The organism is Kribbella sp. NPDC020701, assembly GCF_055562215.1.
Genome location: NZ_JBVHFT010000003.1, coordinates 102,802 through 117,603 on the forward strand (window position 1 = coordinate 102,802; position 14,802 = coordinate 117,603).

15 protein-coding genes and 1 tRNA gene are annotated in these 14,802 nt (G+C 68.6%); 8 read left to right on the forward strand and 8 right to left on the reverse strand.

All coding sequences use genetic code 11. The annotated features are described in order from the left end of the window. The first annotated feature begins 49 nt into the window (after positions 1-49). Positions 50-559 carry a hypothetical protein gene (locus tag ACZ3HV_RS07510; RefSeq protein WP_465681875.1) on the forward strand — a complete coding sequence of 170 codons (510 nt, stop codon included), beginning with the start codon at positions 50-52 and terminating at the stop codon, positions 557-559. On the opposite strand, the gene srmL is transcribed toward ACZ3HV_RS07510, so the two are convergent. Further along, positions 556-1,677 (reverse strand): PheS-related mystery ligase SrmL, encoded by a 1,122-nt coding sequence (gene srmL, locus ACZ3HV_RS07515; RefSeq protein ID WP_465681877.1) that lies wholly within the window; start codon positions 1,675-1,677, stop codon positions 556-558. The two genes, ACZ3HV_RS07510 and srmL, sit on opposite strands and share 4 nt — an antisense overlap. Before the next feature lie 227 nt (positions 1,678-1,904). On the opposite strand from srmL, the gene ACZ3HV_RS07520 reads away from it, so the two are divergent. Continuing rightward, positions 1,905-2,936 (forward strand): alpha-hydroxy acid oxidase, encoded by a 1,032-nt coding sequence (locus ACZ3HV_RS07520; protein ID WP_465681879.1) that lies wholly within the window; start codon positions 1,905-1,907, stop codon positions 2,934-2,936. Here the strand turns inward: ACZ3HV_RS07520 and ACZ3HV_RS07525 are convergent. After that, positions 2,926-3,879: a DNA glycosylase AlkZ-like family protein gene (locus ACZ3HV_RS07525; protein WP_465681881.1), complete on the reverse strand. Its 954-nt coding sequence runs from the start codon at positions 3,877-3,879 to the stop codon at positions 2,926-2,928. The genes ACZ3HV_RS07520 and ACZ3HV_RS07525 overlap by 11 nt on opposite strands. An 87-nt stretch (positions 3,880-3,966) precedes the next feature. On the opposite strand from ACZ3HV_RS07525, the gene ACZ3HV_RS07530 reads away from it, so the two are divergent. Next, positions 3,967-4,821 (forward strand): methionyl-tRNA formyltransferase, encoded by an 855-nt coding sequence (locus ACZ3HV_RS07530; protein ID WP_465681883.1) that lies wholly within the window; start codon positions 3,967-3,969, stop codon positions 4,819-4,821. A gap of 61 nt (positions 4,822-4,882) precedes the next feature. Here ACZ3HV_RS07530 and rplA read toward each other — a convergent pair whose 3' ends face one another. From rplA to ACZ3HV_RS07555, 5 genes are all read right to left on the reverse strand, one after another. Continuing rightward, positions 4,883-5,608 carry a 50S ribosomal protein L1 gene (rplA, locus tag ACZ3HV_RS07535; protein WP_360364194.1) on the reverse strand — a complete coding sequence of 242 codons (726 nt, stop codon included), beginning with the start codon at positions 5,606-5,608 and terminating at the stop codon, positions 4,883-4,885. Between the two features lie 121 nt (positions 5,609-5,729). Further along, the gene (gene rplK, locus ACZ3HV_RS07540) at positions 5,730-6,161 is read right to left on the reverse strand and encodes a 50S ribosomal protein L11 (RefSeq protein ID WP_360364196.1); all 432 of its coding nucleotides are present in this window, start codon (positions 6,159-6,161) and stop codon (positions 5,730-5,732) included. A gap of 12 nt (positions 6,162-6,173) precedes the next feature. Further along, positions 6,174-7,091 (reverse strand): transcription termination/antitermination protein NusG, encoded by a 918-nt coding sequence (nusG, locus tag ACZ3HV_RS07545; RefSeq protein WP_465682804.1) that lies wholly within the window; start codon positions 7,089-7,091, stop codon positions 6,174-6,176. Between the two features lie 360 nt (positions 7,092-7,451). After that, positions 7,452-7,694: a preprotein translocase subunit SecE gene (gene secE, locus ACZ3HV_RS07550; RefSeq protein ID WP_130384685.1), complete on the reverse strand. Its 243-nt coding sequence runs from the start codon at positions 7,692-7,694 to the stop codon at positions 7,452-7,454. A gap of 55 nt (positions 7,695-7,749) precedes the next feature. Then, positions 7,750-7,822 (reverse strand) — tRNA-Trp (locus tag ACZ3HV_RS07555). A gap of 294 nt (positions 7,823-8,116) precedes the next feature. On the opposite strand from ACZ3HV_RS07555, the gene ACZ3HV_RS07560 reads away from it, so the two are divergent. The 4 genes from ACZ3HV_RS07560 to ACZ3HV_RS07575 all read left to right on the forward strand — a co-directional run bounded on the left by ACZ3HV_RS07560 (position 8,117) and on the right by ACZ3HV_RS07575 (position 12,400). Next, positions 8,117-9,310, forward strand: coding sequence for a pyridoxal phosphate-dependent aminotransferase (locus tag ACZ3HV_RS07560; RefSeq protein WP_465681885.1), 1,194 nt, complete (start codon positions 8,117-8,119; stop codon positions 9,308-9,310). Positions 9,311-9,347: 37 nt separating this feature from the next. Next, positions 9,348-10,391 (forward strand): adenosine deaminase, encoded by a 1,044-nt coding sequence (locus tag ACZ3HV_RS07565; RefSeq protein WP_465681887.1) that lies wholly within the window; start codon positions 9,348-9,350, stop codon positions 10,389-10,391. Next, complete coding sequence (locus ACZ3HV_RS07570; protein ID WP_465681889.1) at positions 10,391-10,966, forward strand: histidine phosphatase family protein; 576 nt, start codon at positions 10,391-10,393, stop codon at positions 10,964-10,966. Before ACZ3HV_RS07565 ends, ACZ3HV_RS07570 begins: the two co-directional genes overlap by 1 nt. Positions 10,967-11,029: 63 nt before the next feature. Continuing rightward, complete coding sequence (locus tag ACZ3HV_RS07575; protein ID WP_465681891.1) at positions 11,030-12,400, forward strand: TrpB-like pyridoxal phosphate-dependent enzyme; 1,371 nt, start codon at positions 11,030-11,032, stop codon at positions 12,398-12,400. Positions 12,401-12,413: 13 nt separating this feature from the next. Here ACZ3HV_RS07575 and ACZ3HV_RS07580 read toward each other — a convergent pair whose 3' ends face one another. Then, positions 12,414-12,917: a hypothetical protein gene (locus ACZ3HV_RS07580; RefSeq protein WP_465681893.1), complete on the reverse strand. Its 504-nt coding sequence runs from the start codon at positions 12,915-12,917 to the stop codon at positions 12,414-12,416. 285 nt (positions 12,918-13,202) lie between these two features. On the opposite strand from ACZ3HV_RS07580, the gene ACZ3HV_RS07585 reads away from it, so the two are divergent. Beyond that, a complete protein-coding gene (locus tag ACZ3HV_RS07585; RefSeq protein WP_465681895.1) occupies positions 13,203-14,783 on the forward strand; it encodes a hypothetical protein in 1,581 nt (526 codons plus the stop codon). Positions 14,784-14,802: the final 19 nt, after the last annotated feature.

Below are 14,802 nucleotides of genomic sequence, written 5' to 3' on the forward strand. Positions count from 1 at the left end.
TGGGCTGGCCGGACTGTGCCGGACGGCCGGCGCCGGAATGCTCGACGGTATGACGACGACATTCGACGGCAGGCCGGCCACAACCATAGACGGCACGTTCGGCGACGCGATCGACGACCGCGTGGCCGACGCGCTGGACGACTACATCGCCGAGGGACGGCTGGACGGCAGGATCCGCCCGCGCCGCTCCCCCGGCGGCTTGGCCACCGTGGTTGCCGCGGGGGTCGCGGCGGTGCTGCTGCCCTGGTGCCTGATCCTCGCGGTCACCCTGCCTAGCACCTATCAGGCCGACCATTGGAAGGTCGCGTGGATCGGCCTCGACTGCGGGACCGCGATCGCCGCCGGGCTGACGGCGTACCTGCTGCATACCCGCAACAGGCACGCCGCCTTGACCGCGATGGCGGCCGGGACGCTGCTGATCGCCGACGCATGGTTCGACGTCAGCACCGCGGCGGCCGGGGTCGACCGCAGCCTTTCACTGGCCGAGGCGCTCCTCCTGGAGCTCCCGCTCGCCTTGTGCGCGTTCGTCGTCGCCACCCGGGAGCTGCGAAGACGCTAGCCTCCGATCAGTTCCAGGACCGGACCCTCGTGCAGTGCCTGGTAGACCTTGTCCCGTAGGAGATTGGCCTCGGTGTCGGTGAGCGTGCGATCCACCGGTCTGAGGACCAGTCGGACCAGGAGGTTTCGCTGACCTGGGGTCAGTTGGAGGCGCTCACGGGCACCCGTCGGGAGGTCGTCGTACGACGTCTCGCCCAGCACCTCCAGTGACTCCGCGGCATCGGCGTCCGCTCCGAGCGCGTCGCGGACCTTGTCACCGAGCACCTCCGCCGACACGTCGGTTGACGCGCCGACCACGACCGAGAGGTCACGGCGTACGGGCGGCATCGACGACACGGACTTGTACGGCGAGAGGTCCAGCAGCTGACCCGCCACCCGCGGATCCGTTGACCTGAGCAACCGGATGTCGCGAATGCCCTTGCGGAGCATCAGAAGCCGGTCGAGTCCCGAGCCCAACGCCAGTCCGGTCCAGCTGTCGTCCAGACCGGCCCGACGGAGGACATCGGGTGCGGCGACACCGCATTCACCGATCTCGATCCACTCATCGCCCAGCAGGACGTCGATCTGCCGACCATGGATCGTGTACCGGTGCACCGCCGGAATGGTCCGGTACGTCTGACCCGGCAGGATCGTGTCGACCAGACGGGCGATCATGTCTTCCAGTTCGGGCTCTCCGAGCGTCACGTTGCGGCTGATCCGCCACAGGTCGAGCTGATGCGGCGTACCCGTGTGCTGCCAGTCGACCGAGTCGCGGCGGTAGCAGATACCCGCACAGATCATCAGTACGTCGGACGACTCGGATGCCGCGAGCTCACGCAGGGCCGGCGGGATCATCGCCGAGGTGTGACTTCGCAGTACCTCGGTCTCTGAGGCGTAGCGCGTGTAGCGGGCGTCCCTGGTCACCGCGTCACCGGCGTACCCGAGGTTGTCGTAGTTGTCGGCCAGTGGGACCACGGGATGGTCGCGGCGGATCCAGACCTCCGTGTACGGCCAGGATGTGCTGAGCGCCGTACGTAACGAGTCGACGATCAGTTGAATGGCGTGGAGTCCCTGCGCGGGATCAGTGAGGTCGCGCAAGGCGAGGGCAGCGTGCAGTTCTGCCGAAGTGAGGACGGACATGGCTTTCTCTCCAAATGACGGTCTCGACGGGGGATCGATCCACCCCGACCGGCCGCGGTCACCTCAGGAGAGAGCGCAGCAGCAGCTCACCCCGTCGGCACCGTCGTGCCGGCCGGGGCGTGGAAATCGCCGCCCATACCGCGTCATACCTCCACTTTACCGACCACCCTCAACCACCGCCCCCGGTTTATCCCCATGCTGGCGAAACCGGTGCAACGATGGAGCGCATGCGATGGATCGACACTCTTGAGGCCGCGGCCGCCGAGAAACTGCCCGAAGCCGCGCATCGGTACTTCCGGCAGGGCTCAGCCGGCGGGATCAGCGTCGGTGAGGCTGTCGCGGCTTGGTCGGCGTACCGCTTCCGTCCGCACGTGCTGAACGACGTCTCGACGATCGACCTCAGTACGACGGTCCTCGGCACGCCTGTCGACGCACCGATCCTGGTCGCACCGTCGACCCTGCAGCGGATGGTCGACCCCGACGGCGAGATCGCGATGGCGCGTGGCGTGGGCGCGGCAAACTCGGTGCTTGGCGTCTCCACCAACGCCGGGACGACGTTCGCCGACTTCGGAGCGACCGGAGTGCCGTGGTGGCTGCAGCTCTACGTCCTACGGAATCGCGAGATCACCATGCGGATGCTGGACGCCGCGGTCGAGGGCGGCGCCCGGGCGGTCGTGCTGACCGTCGATACGCCGGTCGTCGGCCGGAAGGAGGACGACGGACCGACCATCTGGGATCTCGTGCAGCCGGGTCAGTGGCTGGCCAACCTCCCCGAGGGTAAGTGGACCGACGACGATCTGGACAAGGCGGATGACCTGACTCCCGATGTCATCGGCTGGCTCGCCGAGCGCACCGGTCTGCCAGTGGTGGTGAAGGGTGTCCTGCGCGGCGACGACGCCAAGCGGTGTGCGGACGCGGGCGCCGCCGGCGTCATCGTGTCGAACCATGGCGGCCGCCAGCTCGACGGATCGATTCCGACCGCCCAGGCACTCCCCGAGGTGGCCGAAGCCCTGGCCGGTACGGGCACCGAGGTGTACGTCGACGGCGGCATCCGCCGCGGTGAACACATCCTCGCCGCCTTCGCCCTCGGCGCCCGCGCCGCCTTCGTCGGCCGCCCTGCCCTCTGGGCCCTCACCGTCGACTCCTCCGCCGGCGTCACCCGCCTCCTCACCGACCTGGCCACCGAACTAGACCACTCCCTCCGCCTCTCCGGCCACACCACCCCCGCCGCCCTAACCCCCGACCTCATCACCACGTAGCCAGGTGGGCGCCGGGGATCGGGAACGCCGAGACCTCTGCGGCGAGTTCGTCGTACTGGTGGGGTTCGAGGTGCTCGGTCAGGACGACGTCGACCTTGCCAGCCTTCCGCCCCCAGGCACCCACGATCCTGCCGTCGACGAGAACTCCGTTGGGATGAAACGAGTCCGCTGCCGAGGTCAGGACCCGCAGGCCCGGGGCAATGAAGCGGCCATCGCGGTCCCGCCCGAGCAGCCGCAGATCCGGAGCGACGAGCAGCCGGACTCCGCGCGGCCGCGTCGCCTCCAGCACGCCCGCCTCGTCAGTCCGCAGGATCCAGGCCGGTGTGCCGTCGAAGTCGACCTCGAGCAGTTCACTCGACACCCTGTCCCAGATCTGCCGAGCATCCGCAGGAGACAAACCCGCCCACCAAGCAAACGCTTTCGGAGTGGTCGGCCCGAACCGGTGAACATGACGCCGGCACAACTCTTGACGTGCCGCATCGACATCGACATCCGGTCTCGGGACTTCGCGCACCCACAACGACCTGGTGGTCCATCGCAATGCGATCCGGCCGCTCGGACAGGCAGCCCGCACCCCCGGGAGCCCGCCGCGCAACTCGCGCCCGTCCAGTAGCCGGCAGACGTTGTCCGCAAGCTCGTCAATGCGACGGACAGCCTCTGCGGCCAGCGGAAGTCTGCCGAGAGTGAAGACGCCGAAGTCCTTCCGGGGCAGGACGTACACCGCATCGCGTGGACTGTAGGTCTGGATCAGACTCGGGTGCTCCCACCCCGAAGGCTCGCAGTCTGTGACTCGAGCGTGCAGACCCAGGAGCGCGTCCCGCGGAGCCGTGTCCTGCAAACCGACGTACGCCGCCTCTTCGTATGACCCGGCCGAAAGCCGCTCGACCAGCCGGTTCACCCGAAGCCGGTAGGACACGGCCTGTTCGCGCCTAACAACACTCATGAGGCGACCGTAGAGAGAAATGACGCCAGCCAATGGCTTGTTTTGCTCGCGCGGAAGAACCTGAGGCGTGGAACCGTGGGGGGTGTGATGGACGTACAAGAGGGTGTGAGTCTGCGGATCGTGGGGTTGAATGCGTTTCTGCCGGGGTTCCGGTTGGTGCGCGAGTTCGCGGAGCGGAACGGGCATGAGCTCGTGCTGGTGGTGACGCTGCCGGAGAGCGGGCGGTACGGCGAGAGCCGGCCGATGGTGACAGAGCTGCCGGGCCAGACGAACGTACTGATCACGCGCAAGCTGCGGACCGTGGCCGCGCCGGTGATCGACGCACTGCGGCCGGATGTAATCATCTCGGCCGCGTTCCCCCGGCTGATTCCGGCGGAGATCCTGGAGATTCCGAAGTACGGCGCGATCAACTGCCACCCGTCACCGCTGCCGGCCGGGCGCGGTCCGACGCCACAGCGGCTGATCTACGAAGGCGACGAGCGCATCGGCGCGACTGTGCACCGGACCGCCGCCGAGTTCGACACCGGTGCGATCCTCGCCCAGCGCATCGCACCGCTCCCCGAGGACCTGAACGGCACCGGGATCATGCAGGTCTGGGGCGACCTGCTCGGCCGGTGTCTGGACGAGGCGGTTCCGCGGCTCGTGGCCGGCGATCCGGGCGAGCGGCAAGATCCCGCCGCGGCCAGCGAAACGCCGTTCTTCACCGAGGAGGAGACGCTCCTCGACCTGACTGAACCGTCTCACGTCGTACGGCGGAAGGCCGCGGCCCTCAACGTGACCTCACCCCAAGCCAAGGTCCAGCTCGCCGGCACGACCCACGTCATCACCAGGACGGACGTCGTACCAGCACCATCCAGCGCGGCCGCGGGCACGATCCTCGAGGAACACGAGGACGGTTGGACCGTGCAGACCGGCGACCTGCCCCTCCGACTGATCCGCTGAAACCCCTCGCAAAACAGAAGGACCCCGGGAGATCCCGGGGTCCTTCTGGTGCTGAGGTGGCTCAGGCGTCCGCGCTCTGCTCCTCGAGCAGGTTGCGCGTCAGGTTGGGGTCAACCTGGACGCCCGGTCCCATCGTGGTCGAGACGACCGTCTTCTTGATGTAGCGGCCCTTGGAGCTGGCCGGCTTCAGCCGGAGGATCTCCTCGAGCGCGGCGCTGTAGTTCTCCACCAGCTGGGCCTCGTCGAACGACGCCTTGCCGATGATGAAGTGCAGGTTCGCGTGCCGGTCGACCCGGAACTCGATCTTGCCGCCCTTGATCTCGGTCACTGCCTTGACCACGTCCGGGGTCACCGTGCCGGTCTTCGGGTTCGGCATCAGACCACGCGGGCCGAGGACGCGGCCGAGCCGGCCGACCTTGCCCATCAGATCAGGGGTCGCGACGACGGCGTCGAAGTCGAGCCAGCCGTCGGTCACCTTCTTGATCATGTCGTCGTCGCCGACGAAGTCGGCGCCGGCGGCCTTCGCGGCCTCGGCCTTCTCACCGGTGGCGAAGACGAGGACCCGTGCCGTCTTGCCAGTGCCGTTCGGAAGGTTGACGGTGCCGCGCACCATCTGGTCGGCCTTGCGGGGGTCGACCCCGAGGCGCATCGCGACGTCGATCGTCGAGTTGAACTTCTTGCTGCCGGCGGCCTCCTTGGCCAACCGGATCGCCTCGAGCGGCGTGTACAAGTGGTCGAAGTCGATCTTGTCCGCGATCGCGCGGTAAGCCTTACTGCGCTGTGCCATTGCATGTCCTCTCTGGGGTGTGGTCTCCGGGCGGCGCTTCGCCCTGCCACAACTGCGTGCGTCTACTGCTCGTTCGTACGGCGGTCTGCCCGCCGGACTCACGTCGTACCGATGAGCGGGCTCAGCCGTCGACGGTGACACCCATCGAGCGCGCGGTGCCCTCGATGATCTTCATCGCGGCGTCGATGTCGCGAGCGTTCAGGTCCGGCATCTTGGTGGTGGCGATCTCCCGGACCTGGTCCTTGGTGATCTTGCCGACCTTCTCCTTGTGCGGGACCGGCGAGCCCTTCTGCAGACCGGCGGCCTTCTTGATCATCTCCGGCGCCGGCGGCGTCTTGGTGACGAAGGTGAAGGAACGGTCTTCGTAAATGGTGATCTCGACCGGAATCACGTTGCCGCGCATGGACTCTGTCTGGGCGTTGTACGCCTTGCAGAACTCCATGATGTTGACGCCGTGCGGACCGAGCGCGGTACCGACCGGCGGTGCCGGCGTCGCGGCACCGGCCTGGAGCTGCACCTTGACCAGGGCAGCGATCTTCTTCTTGGGAGGCATTCTGTCGGGTCCTTAGACTTTCTGGATCTGGTTGAAGCTGAGTTCCACCGGGGTCTCCCGGCCGAAGATCTCCACCAGGGCCTTGATCCGCTGGGCCTCGGCATTGATCTCCGTGACTGTGGCGTGCAGGGTCGCGAACGGCCCGTCGACCACCATGACCGAGTCGCCCACACCGAAGTCGGCGACCTCGACCTTCTTCTTGGCCGCGGTCTTGGCGGGTGCGGCGCCGGCTTCGGCAGCCGCCTGCTCGGCCGCCGCCACGACGGCCGGAGCGAGCATCTTCTCCACCTCTTCGAGGCTGAGCGGGACCGGCTTCTGGCTGTTCCCGACGAAGCCGGTCACCGACGGCGTGTGCCGCACGGTCGACCAGGACTCGTCGGTCAGATCCATCCGGACCAGCACGTAGCCGGGGAGAACGGTGCGCTTGACCATCCGGCGCTGTCCGTTCTTGATCTCGGCGACCTCTTCGGTCGGCACGATGATCTCGAAGATGTAGTCCTCCATGTTCAGGGAGTTGATCCGGTTCTCCAGGTTGCCCTTGACCCGGTTCTCCATCCCTGAGTACGTGTGCACCACGTACCAGTCACCGATCTGCGAACGCAGCCGGCTGCGCAGCTCCTCGAGCGGGTCGCCCGGCTCCTCCGGCTCGGCGTCCTCCTCGGCGACAGCCTCGTCGTCGGCCTCGGTCACCGCGGAGGCCGCGGCGAGCGCGTCCACATCGGCGTCGTCGTCGGCCTCCTCCTCAGCATCCGGCGTCGTACCGTCGTCGTCGCTGGAGAAGACCAGTTCGTCGTCGCCGGCCGGCACCTCCTCGGTGCTCTCCGGCGCGGTCTCGGCGGTCTCTTCGGCCAGCTCCTCGGCCGCGTCCTCGATGTCGGCCTCGGTCACCACCTCGGGGGCCTCGGCCTCGTCGGCGGCGGCGACCACCACGACCGGCTCGTCGTCGGAGTCGTCCTCGTCGGCCGGAGGCTCTTCGGCCTCGTCGTCGGCGGAGTACTCCTCGTCGTCCTCGTCCTCGTCGTCGGCAGCGACCTCGTCGGCCTCGTCGTCGAGGCCCGCGAACGGGTCGTCGTCGTCATCGTCGTCGTCACCGAACAGGTCGTCGTCGGTGGCGTTCTCGTCGAAGTCGACGTCGTCGTCGGAGTCAGCGGATACGTCGAACTCGTCCTCCAGTTCGAGGACCTCGTCGTCGCGCTCGGACACGTTGTACTCCGTCATCTCTGCATCGGGTGTTGTCTGGCTTCGGGTCGGGGACCTGCGGCAAGGCTGTTCAGCGGGCGGCTGCGAACCTCAGCCGAAGATCTTGAACATCGCCCAGCCGAAGGCGAGGTCGAGCACCGAGACGATCGCGATGACGAACACCACGAAGGTCAGGACGACCACGAAGTAGGTGGACAGCTGCTTGCGAGTCGGCCAGACGACCTTGCGGAGCTCGGCAACCACCTGGCGGTAGAAGCGCAGCAGGCCCCTGCCCTGCTTGCCTTCCGCAGGCTTGCCGGCGCCGGACGGTGCCGGGGTGCGCGTCTCCGTCACGACCTACCTCTTTCGCTAGCGGCGGCCTGACCGGCCCTGCGCCGGTCAGGATTTGCAGGGCACGAGGGACTTGAACCCCCAACCTTCGGTTTTGGAGACCGATGCTCTGCCAGTTGAGCTAGTGCCCTCTGCAATCCTCCGGACGCCGCACAGGACCTGATCTCGGGCATGCCGGATCAGGGCCATCAACGCCCGGACTAGAAGAGTGTACGGGGTCCGAGCCACCTGGTCGAACTGAGGCTCCACCCGAACGACCCCTCGCCGGGCGCCGTACCGCGACCAGAACCATACAGCCTTCACTCGGTCCCAACGGACCACACCCCCAGCGTGTTCCCGGGATCACGGGATCTTCGGACGCGGTACGGCGTACGCCTGGTGATACCGCGCTGCGGGGCGCGGCCGGCTGGTGCCAGGATGGGCGCATGGGTTCCAGGATCTCGGCGCGGATCGGCGCCATCAGTGAATCGGCGACGCTGGCGGTGGACAGCAAGGCCAAGGCGCTCAAGGCGGCCGGGCGCCCCGTGATCGGGTTCGGCGCCGGCGAGCCGGACTTCCCGACGCCGGACTACATCGTCGAGGCGGCCGTCGCGGCCGCCCGGGACCCGAAGAACCACCGCTACAGCCCGGCCGGCGGCCTGCCGGAGCTCAAGCAAGCGATCGTCGACAAGACCAGGCGCGACTCCGGCTACGAGATCGAGGCCGCCCAGGTCCTGGTCACGAACGGCGGCAAGCACGCTGTCTACAACACGTTCGCGACCCTCCTCGACCCCGGTGACGAGGTGCTGCTGCCGGCGCCGTACTGGACGACGTACCCGGAGACCATCCGGCTGGCCGGCGGTGTGCCGGTCGAGGTGCTCGCCGACGAGTCGCAGAACTACTGCGTCACCGTCGAGCAACTCGAGGCGGCCCGGACCGACAAGACCAAGGCTCTGCTGTTCTGCTCGCCGTCCAACCCGACCGGTGCGGTGGACAGCCCGGAGACGGTCGCGGAGATCGGTCGCTGGGCGCTCGAGCACGACCTCTGGGTGATCACCGACGAGATCTACGAGCACCTGACGTACGGCGACGCGACGTCGACCTCGATCCCGGTGGTGGTGCCGGAGCTGGCCGACAAGACCGTCGTACTCAACGGTGTCGCCAAGACGTACGCGATGACCGGCTGGCGGGTCGGCTGGATGATCGGTCCGAAGGACGTGATCAAGGCCGCGACCAATCTGCAGTCGCACCAGACCTCGAACGTCTGCAACGTCGCCCAGCGGGCCGCGATCGCCGCGCTGACCGGCGACCTGTCCGCGGTCGACGAGATGAAGCTGGCGTTCGACCGGCGCCGGCAGACCATGGTCCGGCTGCTGAACGAGATCCCCGGCATCGAGTGCCCCGAGCCGACCGGCGCGTTCTACGCGTACCCGTCGGTCAAGGGCGTGCTCGGCAGGGAGATCGGTGGGCGTACGCCGTCGACCTCGGCCGAGCTGGCCGAGATCATCCTGGACGAGGCCGAGGTGGCAGTGGTGCCGGGCGAGGCTTTCGGCGCCCCCGGCTACCTGCGGCTGTCCTACGCGCTCGGCGACGCCGACCTGGCCGAAGGCGTCGGCCGGATCGCCAAGTTGCTGAGCTGATTTCTCCCGACGGGTGGGTGGTCGGTAACCTTCGGTAATGACGCAGCGGGATCTGCGGGTGCTGCCGAAGACACACCTGCATCTGCACTTCTCCGGGTCGATGCGGCACCTGACCTTGGTCGAGCTGGCGGACAAGCACGGCGTCCGGCTGCCTGACGCGCTGCGCACCGACTGGCCGCCGCAGTTGTCGGCGGCCGACGAGCGCGGGTGGTTCCGGTTCCAGCGGCTCTACGACATCGCGCGGTCGGTGCTGCGCACGGAGGACGACGTACGGCGTCTGGTCCGCGAGGCGGCCGAGGACGACCGGGCCGACGGCTCCCGCTGGCTGGAGATCCAGGTCGACCCGTCCGGGTACGCGAACCGCTTCCACGGGATCACCGAGTTCACCGATCTGGTCCTGGACGCGGCCCGTGACGCGTCGGCCGGCACCGGGATCGACGTCCAGGTGATCATCGCGGCCAACCGCACTCGGCATCCCCTCGACGCGCGGACGCTGGCCCGGCTGGCAGCGCAGTACGTCGGTCGTGGTGTGGTCGGGTTCGGTCTGTCGAACGACGAGCGCCGCGGTACGACGTCCGAGTTCGCACCGGCCTTCCGGATCGCACGGCACGCCGGACTGCTCTCCACACCGCACGGTGGTGAGCTGTGTGGCCCGGCGACCGTCCGGACCTGCCTTGACGAGCTGGAAGCCGGTCGCATCGGCCATGGCGTGCGCTCTGTCGAGGACCCGGACCTGTTGAAGCGAGTGGTCGACGCACAGGTCGCACTGGAGGTCTGCCCGGCGTCCAACGTCTCCCTCGGCGTCTACCGCCGCCCGGAGGACGTGCCGCTCCGACAGCTCTATGAGGCCGGTGCGCGCATCGCCCTCGGCGCCGACGACCCTCTGCTCTTCGGGTCCCGCCTGGCCGAGCAGTACGAAACCGCCCGCACGGTCCACGGCTTCACCGACGAAGAGCTCGCCGACCTGGCCCGCGGCTCAGTCCTGGCCTCCACCGCCCCACCCGAAACCCAGAAGGCCCTCCTGGCAGAAATCAACAACTGGCTCGGCGCCTCCACCCCCGCCCCAGTCCCGGCGTACTAATGGCCTTCGAGACCGTCTACCTGGCCCGCCACGGCCAGACGGAGTGGAACGTCGAAGGCCGCCGCCAGGGCCGGCTGGACTCACCGCTGACACCCCACGGCCTGCTGCAGGCCCAACGCAACGCCGACCTCCTCGGCAACCACCAGATCGACGCCGTCTTCACCAGTCCCCTCCCCCGATCCCGCCGTACCGCGGAGATCTTGGCGCCAGCCTTGCCCGTGGAGGTCCTCAACGACCTGGCCGAGATCGCGCACGGCGCGTGGTCCGGGCTCACGTCGGCGGAGATCGACGGTATCTGGCCGGGGATGCGGGCTGCGCGGGAGCAGGACAAGTACGCGTTCCGCTTTCCTGGCGGCGAGAGTTACGCGGATGCCGACCTACGGGCCGGGCGGGCGCTGGCGGAGATCGCTCGGCGGGGCGCGCGACGGCCTTTGCTGGTATCGCACGAGATGATCGGCCGGATGCTGCTGAAGCAACTGGGCGTAGCGGATGCGCTACACCTCGGGCAACCGTCCGATGTGGTCTATCGGGTCGGCTCCGGCGGCGAGATCGATCGGCTGACGGCGGCAGAATAAGTGCCGGCTCGGTTCCGGAGCAGGGCATTGTCCGGGCACCTCGGCGCGCCGTAGTTTTCAAGCATGACGCCGACGAAGATCCTGCTGCCAGAGGACGAGCTGCCGACCCGTTGGTACAACGTGCTGCACGATCTACCGACGCCGCCCCCGCCGGTGCTGCACCCTGGGACCGGGCAGCCGATCGGGCCCGACGACCTCGCGCCGTTGTTCCCGATGGACTTGATCATGCAAGAGGTTTCGCAGGATCAGTACGTCGATATCCCGGGCGAAGTCCTCGATGTGTACCGGTTGTGGCGGCCGAGCCCGCTCTACCGGGCGCACCGGCTGGAGAAGGCGCTCGATACTCCGGCGCGGATCTACTACAAGTACGAAGGTGTCTCGCCCGCGGGCTCGCACAAGCCGAACACTGCCGTGCCGCAGGCCTACTACAACGCGAAGTCCGGCGTCCGGAAGCTCACCACCGAGACCGGTGCCGGCCAGTGGGGTACGGCCCTCGCGTTCGCCTGCGCGCAATACGGCCTGGACTGCGAGGTCTGGCAGGTGCGGGCGTCGTACGACCAGAAGCCGTACCGCCGGACGATGATGGAGGTCTTCGGCGCGACCGTGCACCCGAGCCCGTCGGAGCTGACCGAGGCCGGGCGGAAGATCCTCGCCGGGGATCCGGACTCCCCCGGCTCACTCGGCATCGCGATCAGCGAGGCGGTCGAGGCCGCCCTCCAGGATCCCGACGTTCACTACGCGCTCGGCTCGGTGCTCAACCACGTGCTGCTGCACCAGACGATCATCGGCGAGGAAGCGTTGATCCAGCTCGCCATGGCCGGCGAGACGCCCGACCTCCTGGTCGGCTGCACCGGCGGCGGATCGAACTTCGGCGGCCTCGCGTTCCCGTTCCTGCGCGAGCGCTGGGCCGGGCGGATGGCTCCGGTCGTCCGGGCGATCGAGCCGGCCGCGTGCCCGTCGCTGACCCAGGGGACGTACGCGTACGACTTCGGCGACACGATCGGGATGACGCCTTTGATGAAGATGCACACGCTCGGCCACGACTTCGTCCCCGACCCGATCCACGCCGGCGGCCTGCGGTACCACGGCATGAGCCCGCTGATCAGCCACCTCTACGAGACCGGCGAGATCGAGGCGGTCGCCAAGGCCCAGTCCGAGTGCTTCGCGGCCGGTCTCCAGTTCGCCCGTACCGAGGGCATCGTGCCCGCGCCCGAGCCGACCCACGCCCTCGCCGCCGCGATCGAGGAAGCCCAGCGCTGCAAGGAATCCGGCGAGGAGAAGGTCATCCTCACCGCCCTCTGCGGCCACGGCCACCTGGACCTGGCCGCCTACGACGCCTACCTCACCGGCAACATGACCGACCGCTCCTGGGACGACGCCGACATCCAATCGGCCGTGGCCCAGGCCCTGACCCGCCTACCGGTGCTCGGCTAGGGGGCGATACCGCCTAACGCCCGCCGCGCTTCCACCACGGCTTGGGCCGTTTCGCCACGGCCTCGAGCCAGTCCTGCGGAACGGCCCATCCCCTGGCGGTCAGCGCCCCGAAGTACTCCGCCTTGAGACTGTCCGGTAACCAGTACGTCGCCTTGTGCGGTCCAGCCGCTTCGAAGTACGTCGTACGGTGCCGGGCGCTCCACACCGTCGCCTGGTTGGAGCTGTAGGCGAGTCGCACGTAGTCCCACCGTGCCTGCTCGTCATCCATGTCGAACACCCGCTCGACGACACGTCCGCTGCCTCGGGGCTCCCGCTCGATCTCTTCGAGCAACTCCTGCACGAGGGCCCGGTCATCCGTCATGCCTTCCGGCAACCGCAGACCCACCGGATCCAGTGCGACGGCGCCCAGCTGAGGTCGCGCCACCTCGAGAAACACCTCCAGCAACGCGAATCCCTCTTCGGCTCGCTCGAAGCGATCCAGCTCGGCTCGCAGCGTCGTGATGGCTTCCTCGGGCACGCGGACACCCTAGTCCGCCCCGGTCAGGTCCTCATCTGCCCGGCCCTGCCCCGACCTGCCCTCATCTGCCCCACCTTGCCCCGACCGATCACGCTCAGCTAGGAAGTCCTCGCGGCCCATCGAGCCGCAACACTCCGTCGACAGCCGTCGACCGACCCCTGAAAACCCCTTTCAGCGTTGGAAATCGGGGGCAACCCGGGGCAGTTCGGGGCATCGTGGGGCAGCTCGTCCACAGGGGCGATTTTCGTGGTCGCGGAGGGTGGTTGGACACCTACAGTTACCGCCATGTCAGAGGCCAACGAGTTGTTGCGCGCCGCGCGGGAGCGCACGCCGTCGCGCCGCGCACCGGGTGAACACCTGTCCCGGGCGGAGCTCGCCGAGGCGGTCTGTGCGTGGTTGTGGGACACCACCGAAGTCAGGTACGAGCTGGACGGCCACTACATCGCGAAGCTGGAACGAGGTGCCGTCCGCTGGCCGGGCGCCGCGTACCGATCCGGTCTGCGCTACGTCCTGAATGTTGCTTCAGACAACGATCTCGGCTTCAGCCCGCCACCCGGCGTGGTGGTGACCGAGCCGGATCTGACGCTGCCGTCGACCGTCGGGCTCGACGACGACGTGATGGACGCCGGCGACGAGTCGATCGCGCTGCTCACGTTCGCCGAGGAGTCCAACGTCGGCGACCTCACCGTCGAGCAACTGCACGCCGACATCCTGCGCATCGCCCAGAGCTACCTCCGCACGCCGACCAGACCGCTGTTCGTCCGGAGCCGCTCCATCCGCGACCGCGCGTTCCGGCTCCTGGCCGGCCGGCAGTCGCCCAAGCAGTCTCGCGACATCTACGCGGCAGCCGGTTGGTCGATCACCCTGCTGGCCTGGATGTCGGTCGACCTCGGCCGGCCGGACGTCGCCGAGCGCCACACCCGGACGGCTTGGGCGTGCGCCGAGGCCGCCGATCACGACGTACTGCGGGGTTGGATCCGCGCCACCCAGCACACCGCCGCCTTCTGGCAGGACGACTTCGACGCCGCGGCCGCCTACGCGCAGGACGGCCTGCGGTACGCCGCCGGAACCTCGGCCCTCTTCCTCGCGAGCGCCGCCGCGGTCGATCTCGCCCGGTCCGGACGCCTGGACGACGCCCGCGACGCGCTCGGCAAGGCCCGACGCTTGGCCGTCACGCCGGCGGAGTCCGAACCAGGCGGACTCTTCCTCTGTACGCCGGAACGCGCCGAAGGCATCTGGTCGGACGCATACCTCGCGCTGGGAGAAGCCCGGCACACCCTCGGGCACGCGGATCGCGCCGTCGCGATGTTCGAGGGTGCGCCGCACCTGCTCAGGAATTTCGGCTCCGAGCGGATGGTCCGCCTGCAGCAGGCCAAGGCGCGGCTGGTGCTCGGCCAGCTCGACGGTGCCGCCGAGACGCTCGAGCCAGTGCTCAGCACACCACTGGAGTACCGGGTTCGCCCGTTGATCCACCGCATCGGCGAGGTCGCTGCTCTCACAGCGCCGTACGCGCGCAGCCCGCGGGGTCGCCAGATTCGCGAGCGGATCCGCGACTTCACCCAGCATCCCGATCTCCCCGCCCGCCCAACTTCCACCCGCCGCCGCAAGCCGAAACGGCAGCAGCCCGATGAACCGCCCCCGAGCGCCCTCGAACCTCCGCCCGGCGCCGAACGCCTCGACTCCGGACACGCCGGAACTCAACGCCCCGACACCCAACGCAAAGTCCCCGCCCGCGCGGACCCGCACGGCGCCGAGTCCCCCGGACCCGATACCCAGCGACCCGATACCCAGCGACCCGATGCCCACCGACCCGAGTCCGACGGCCCCGACGTCCGCGGGTCTGAGGCGGTTCGGTCTGCGGGCTGATTGTGTGCCGCGCTATTGA

Excerpts from the sequence above, each read along its gene's own strand:
- ACZ3HV_RS07510 (WP_465681875.1), top strand. The coding sequence starts at position 50 with ATGACGACGACATTCGACGGCAGGCCGGCCACAACCATAGACGGCACG.
- srmL (WP_465681877.1), bottom strand. The coding sequence starts at position 1,677 with ATGTCCGTCCTCACTTCGGCAGAACTGCACGCTGCCCTCGCCTTGCGC.
- ACZ3HV_RS07520 (WP_465681879.1), top strand. The coding sequence starts at position 1,905 with ATGCGATGGATCGACACTCTTGAGGCCGCGGCCGCCGAGAAACTGCCC.
- ACZ3HV_RS07525 (WP_465681881.1), bottom strand. The coding sequence starts at position 3,879 with ATGAGTGTTGTTAGGCGCGAACAGGCCGTGTCCTACCGGCTTCGGGTG.
- ACZ3HV_RS07530 (WP_465681883.1), top strand. The coding sequence starts at position 3,967 with ATGGACGTACAAGAGGGTGTGAGTCTGCGGATCGTGGGGTTGAATGCG.
- rplA (WP_360364194.1), bottom strand. The coding sequence starts at position 5,608 with ATGGCACAGCGCAGTAAGGCTTACCGCGCGATCGCGGACAAGATCGAC.
- rplK (WP_360364196.1), bottom strand. The coding sequence starts at position 6,161 with ATGCCTCCCAAGAAGAAGATCGCTGCCCTGGTCAAGGTGCAGCTCCAG.
- ACZ3HV_RS07560 (WP_465681885.1), top strand. The coding sequence starts at position 8,117 with ATGGGTTCCAGGATCTCGGCGCGGATCGGCGCCATCAGTGAATCGGCG.
- ACZ3HV_RS07565 (WP_465681887.1), top strand. The coding sequence starts at position 9,348 with ATGACGCAGCGGGATCTGCGGGTGCTGCCGAAGACACACCTGCATCTG.
- ACZ3HV_RS07570 (WP_465681889.1), top strand. The coding sequence starts at position 10,391 with ATGGCCTTCGAGACCGTCTACCTGGCCCGCCACGGCCAGACGGAGTGG.
- ACZ3HV_RS07575 (WP_465681891.1), top strand. The coding sequence starts at position 11,030 with ATGACGCCGACGAAGATCCTGCTGCCAGAGGACGAGCTGCCGACCCGT.
- ACZ3HV_RS07585 (WP_465681895.1), top strand. The coding sequence starts at position 13,203 with ATGTCAGAGGCCAACGAGTTGTTGCGCGCCGCGCGGGAGCGCACGCCG.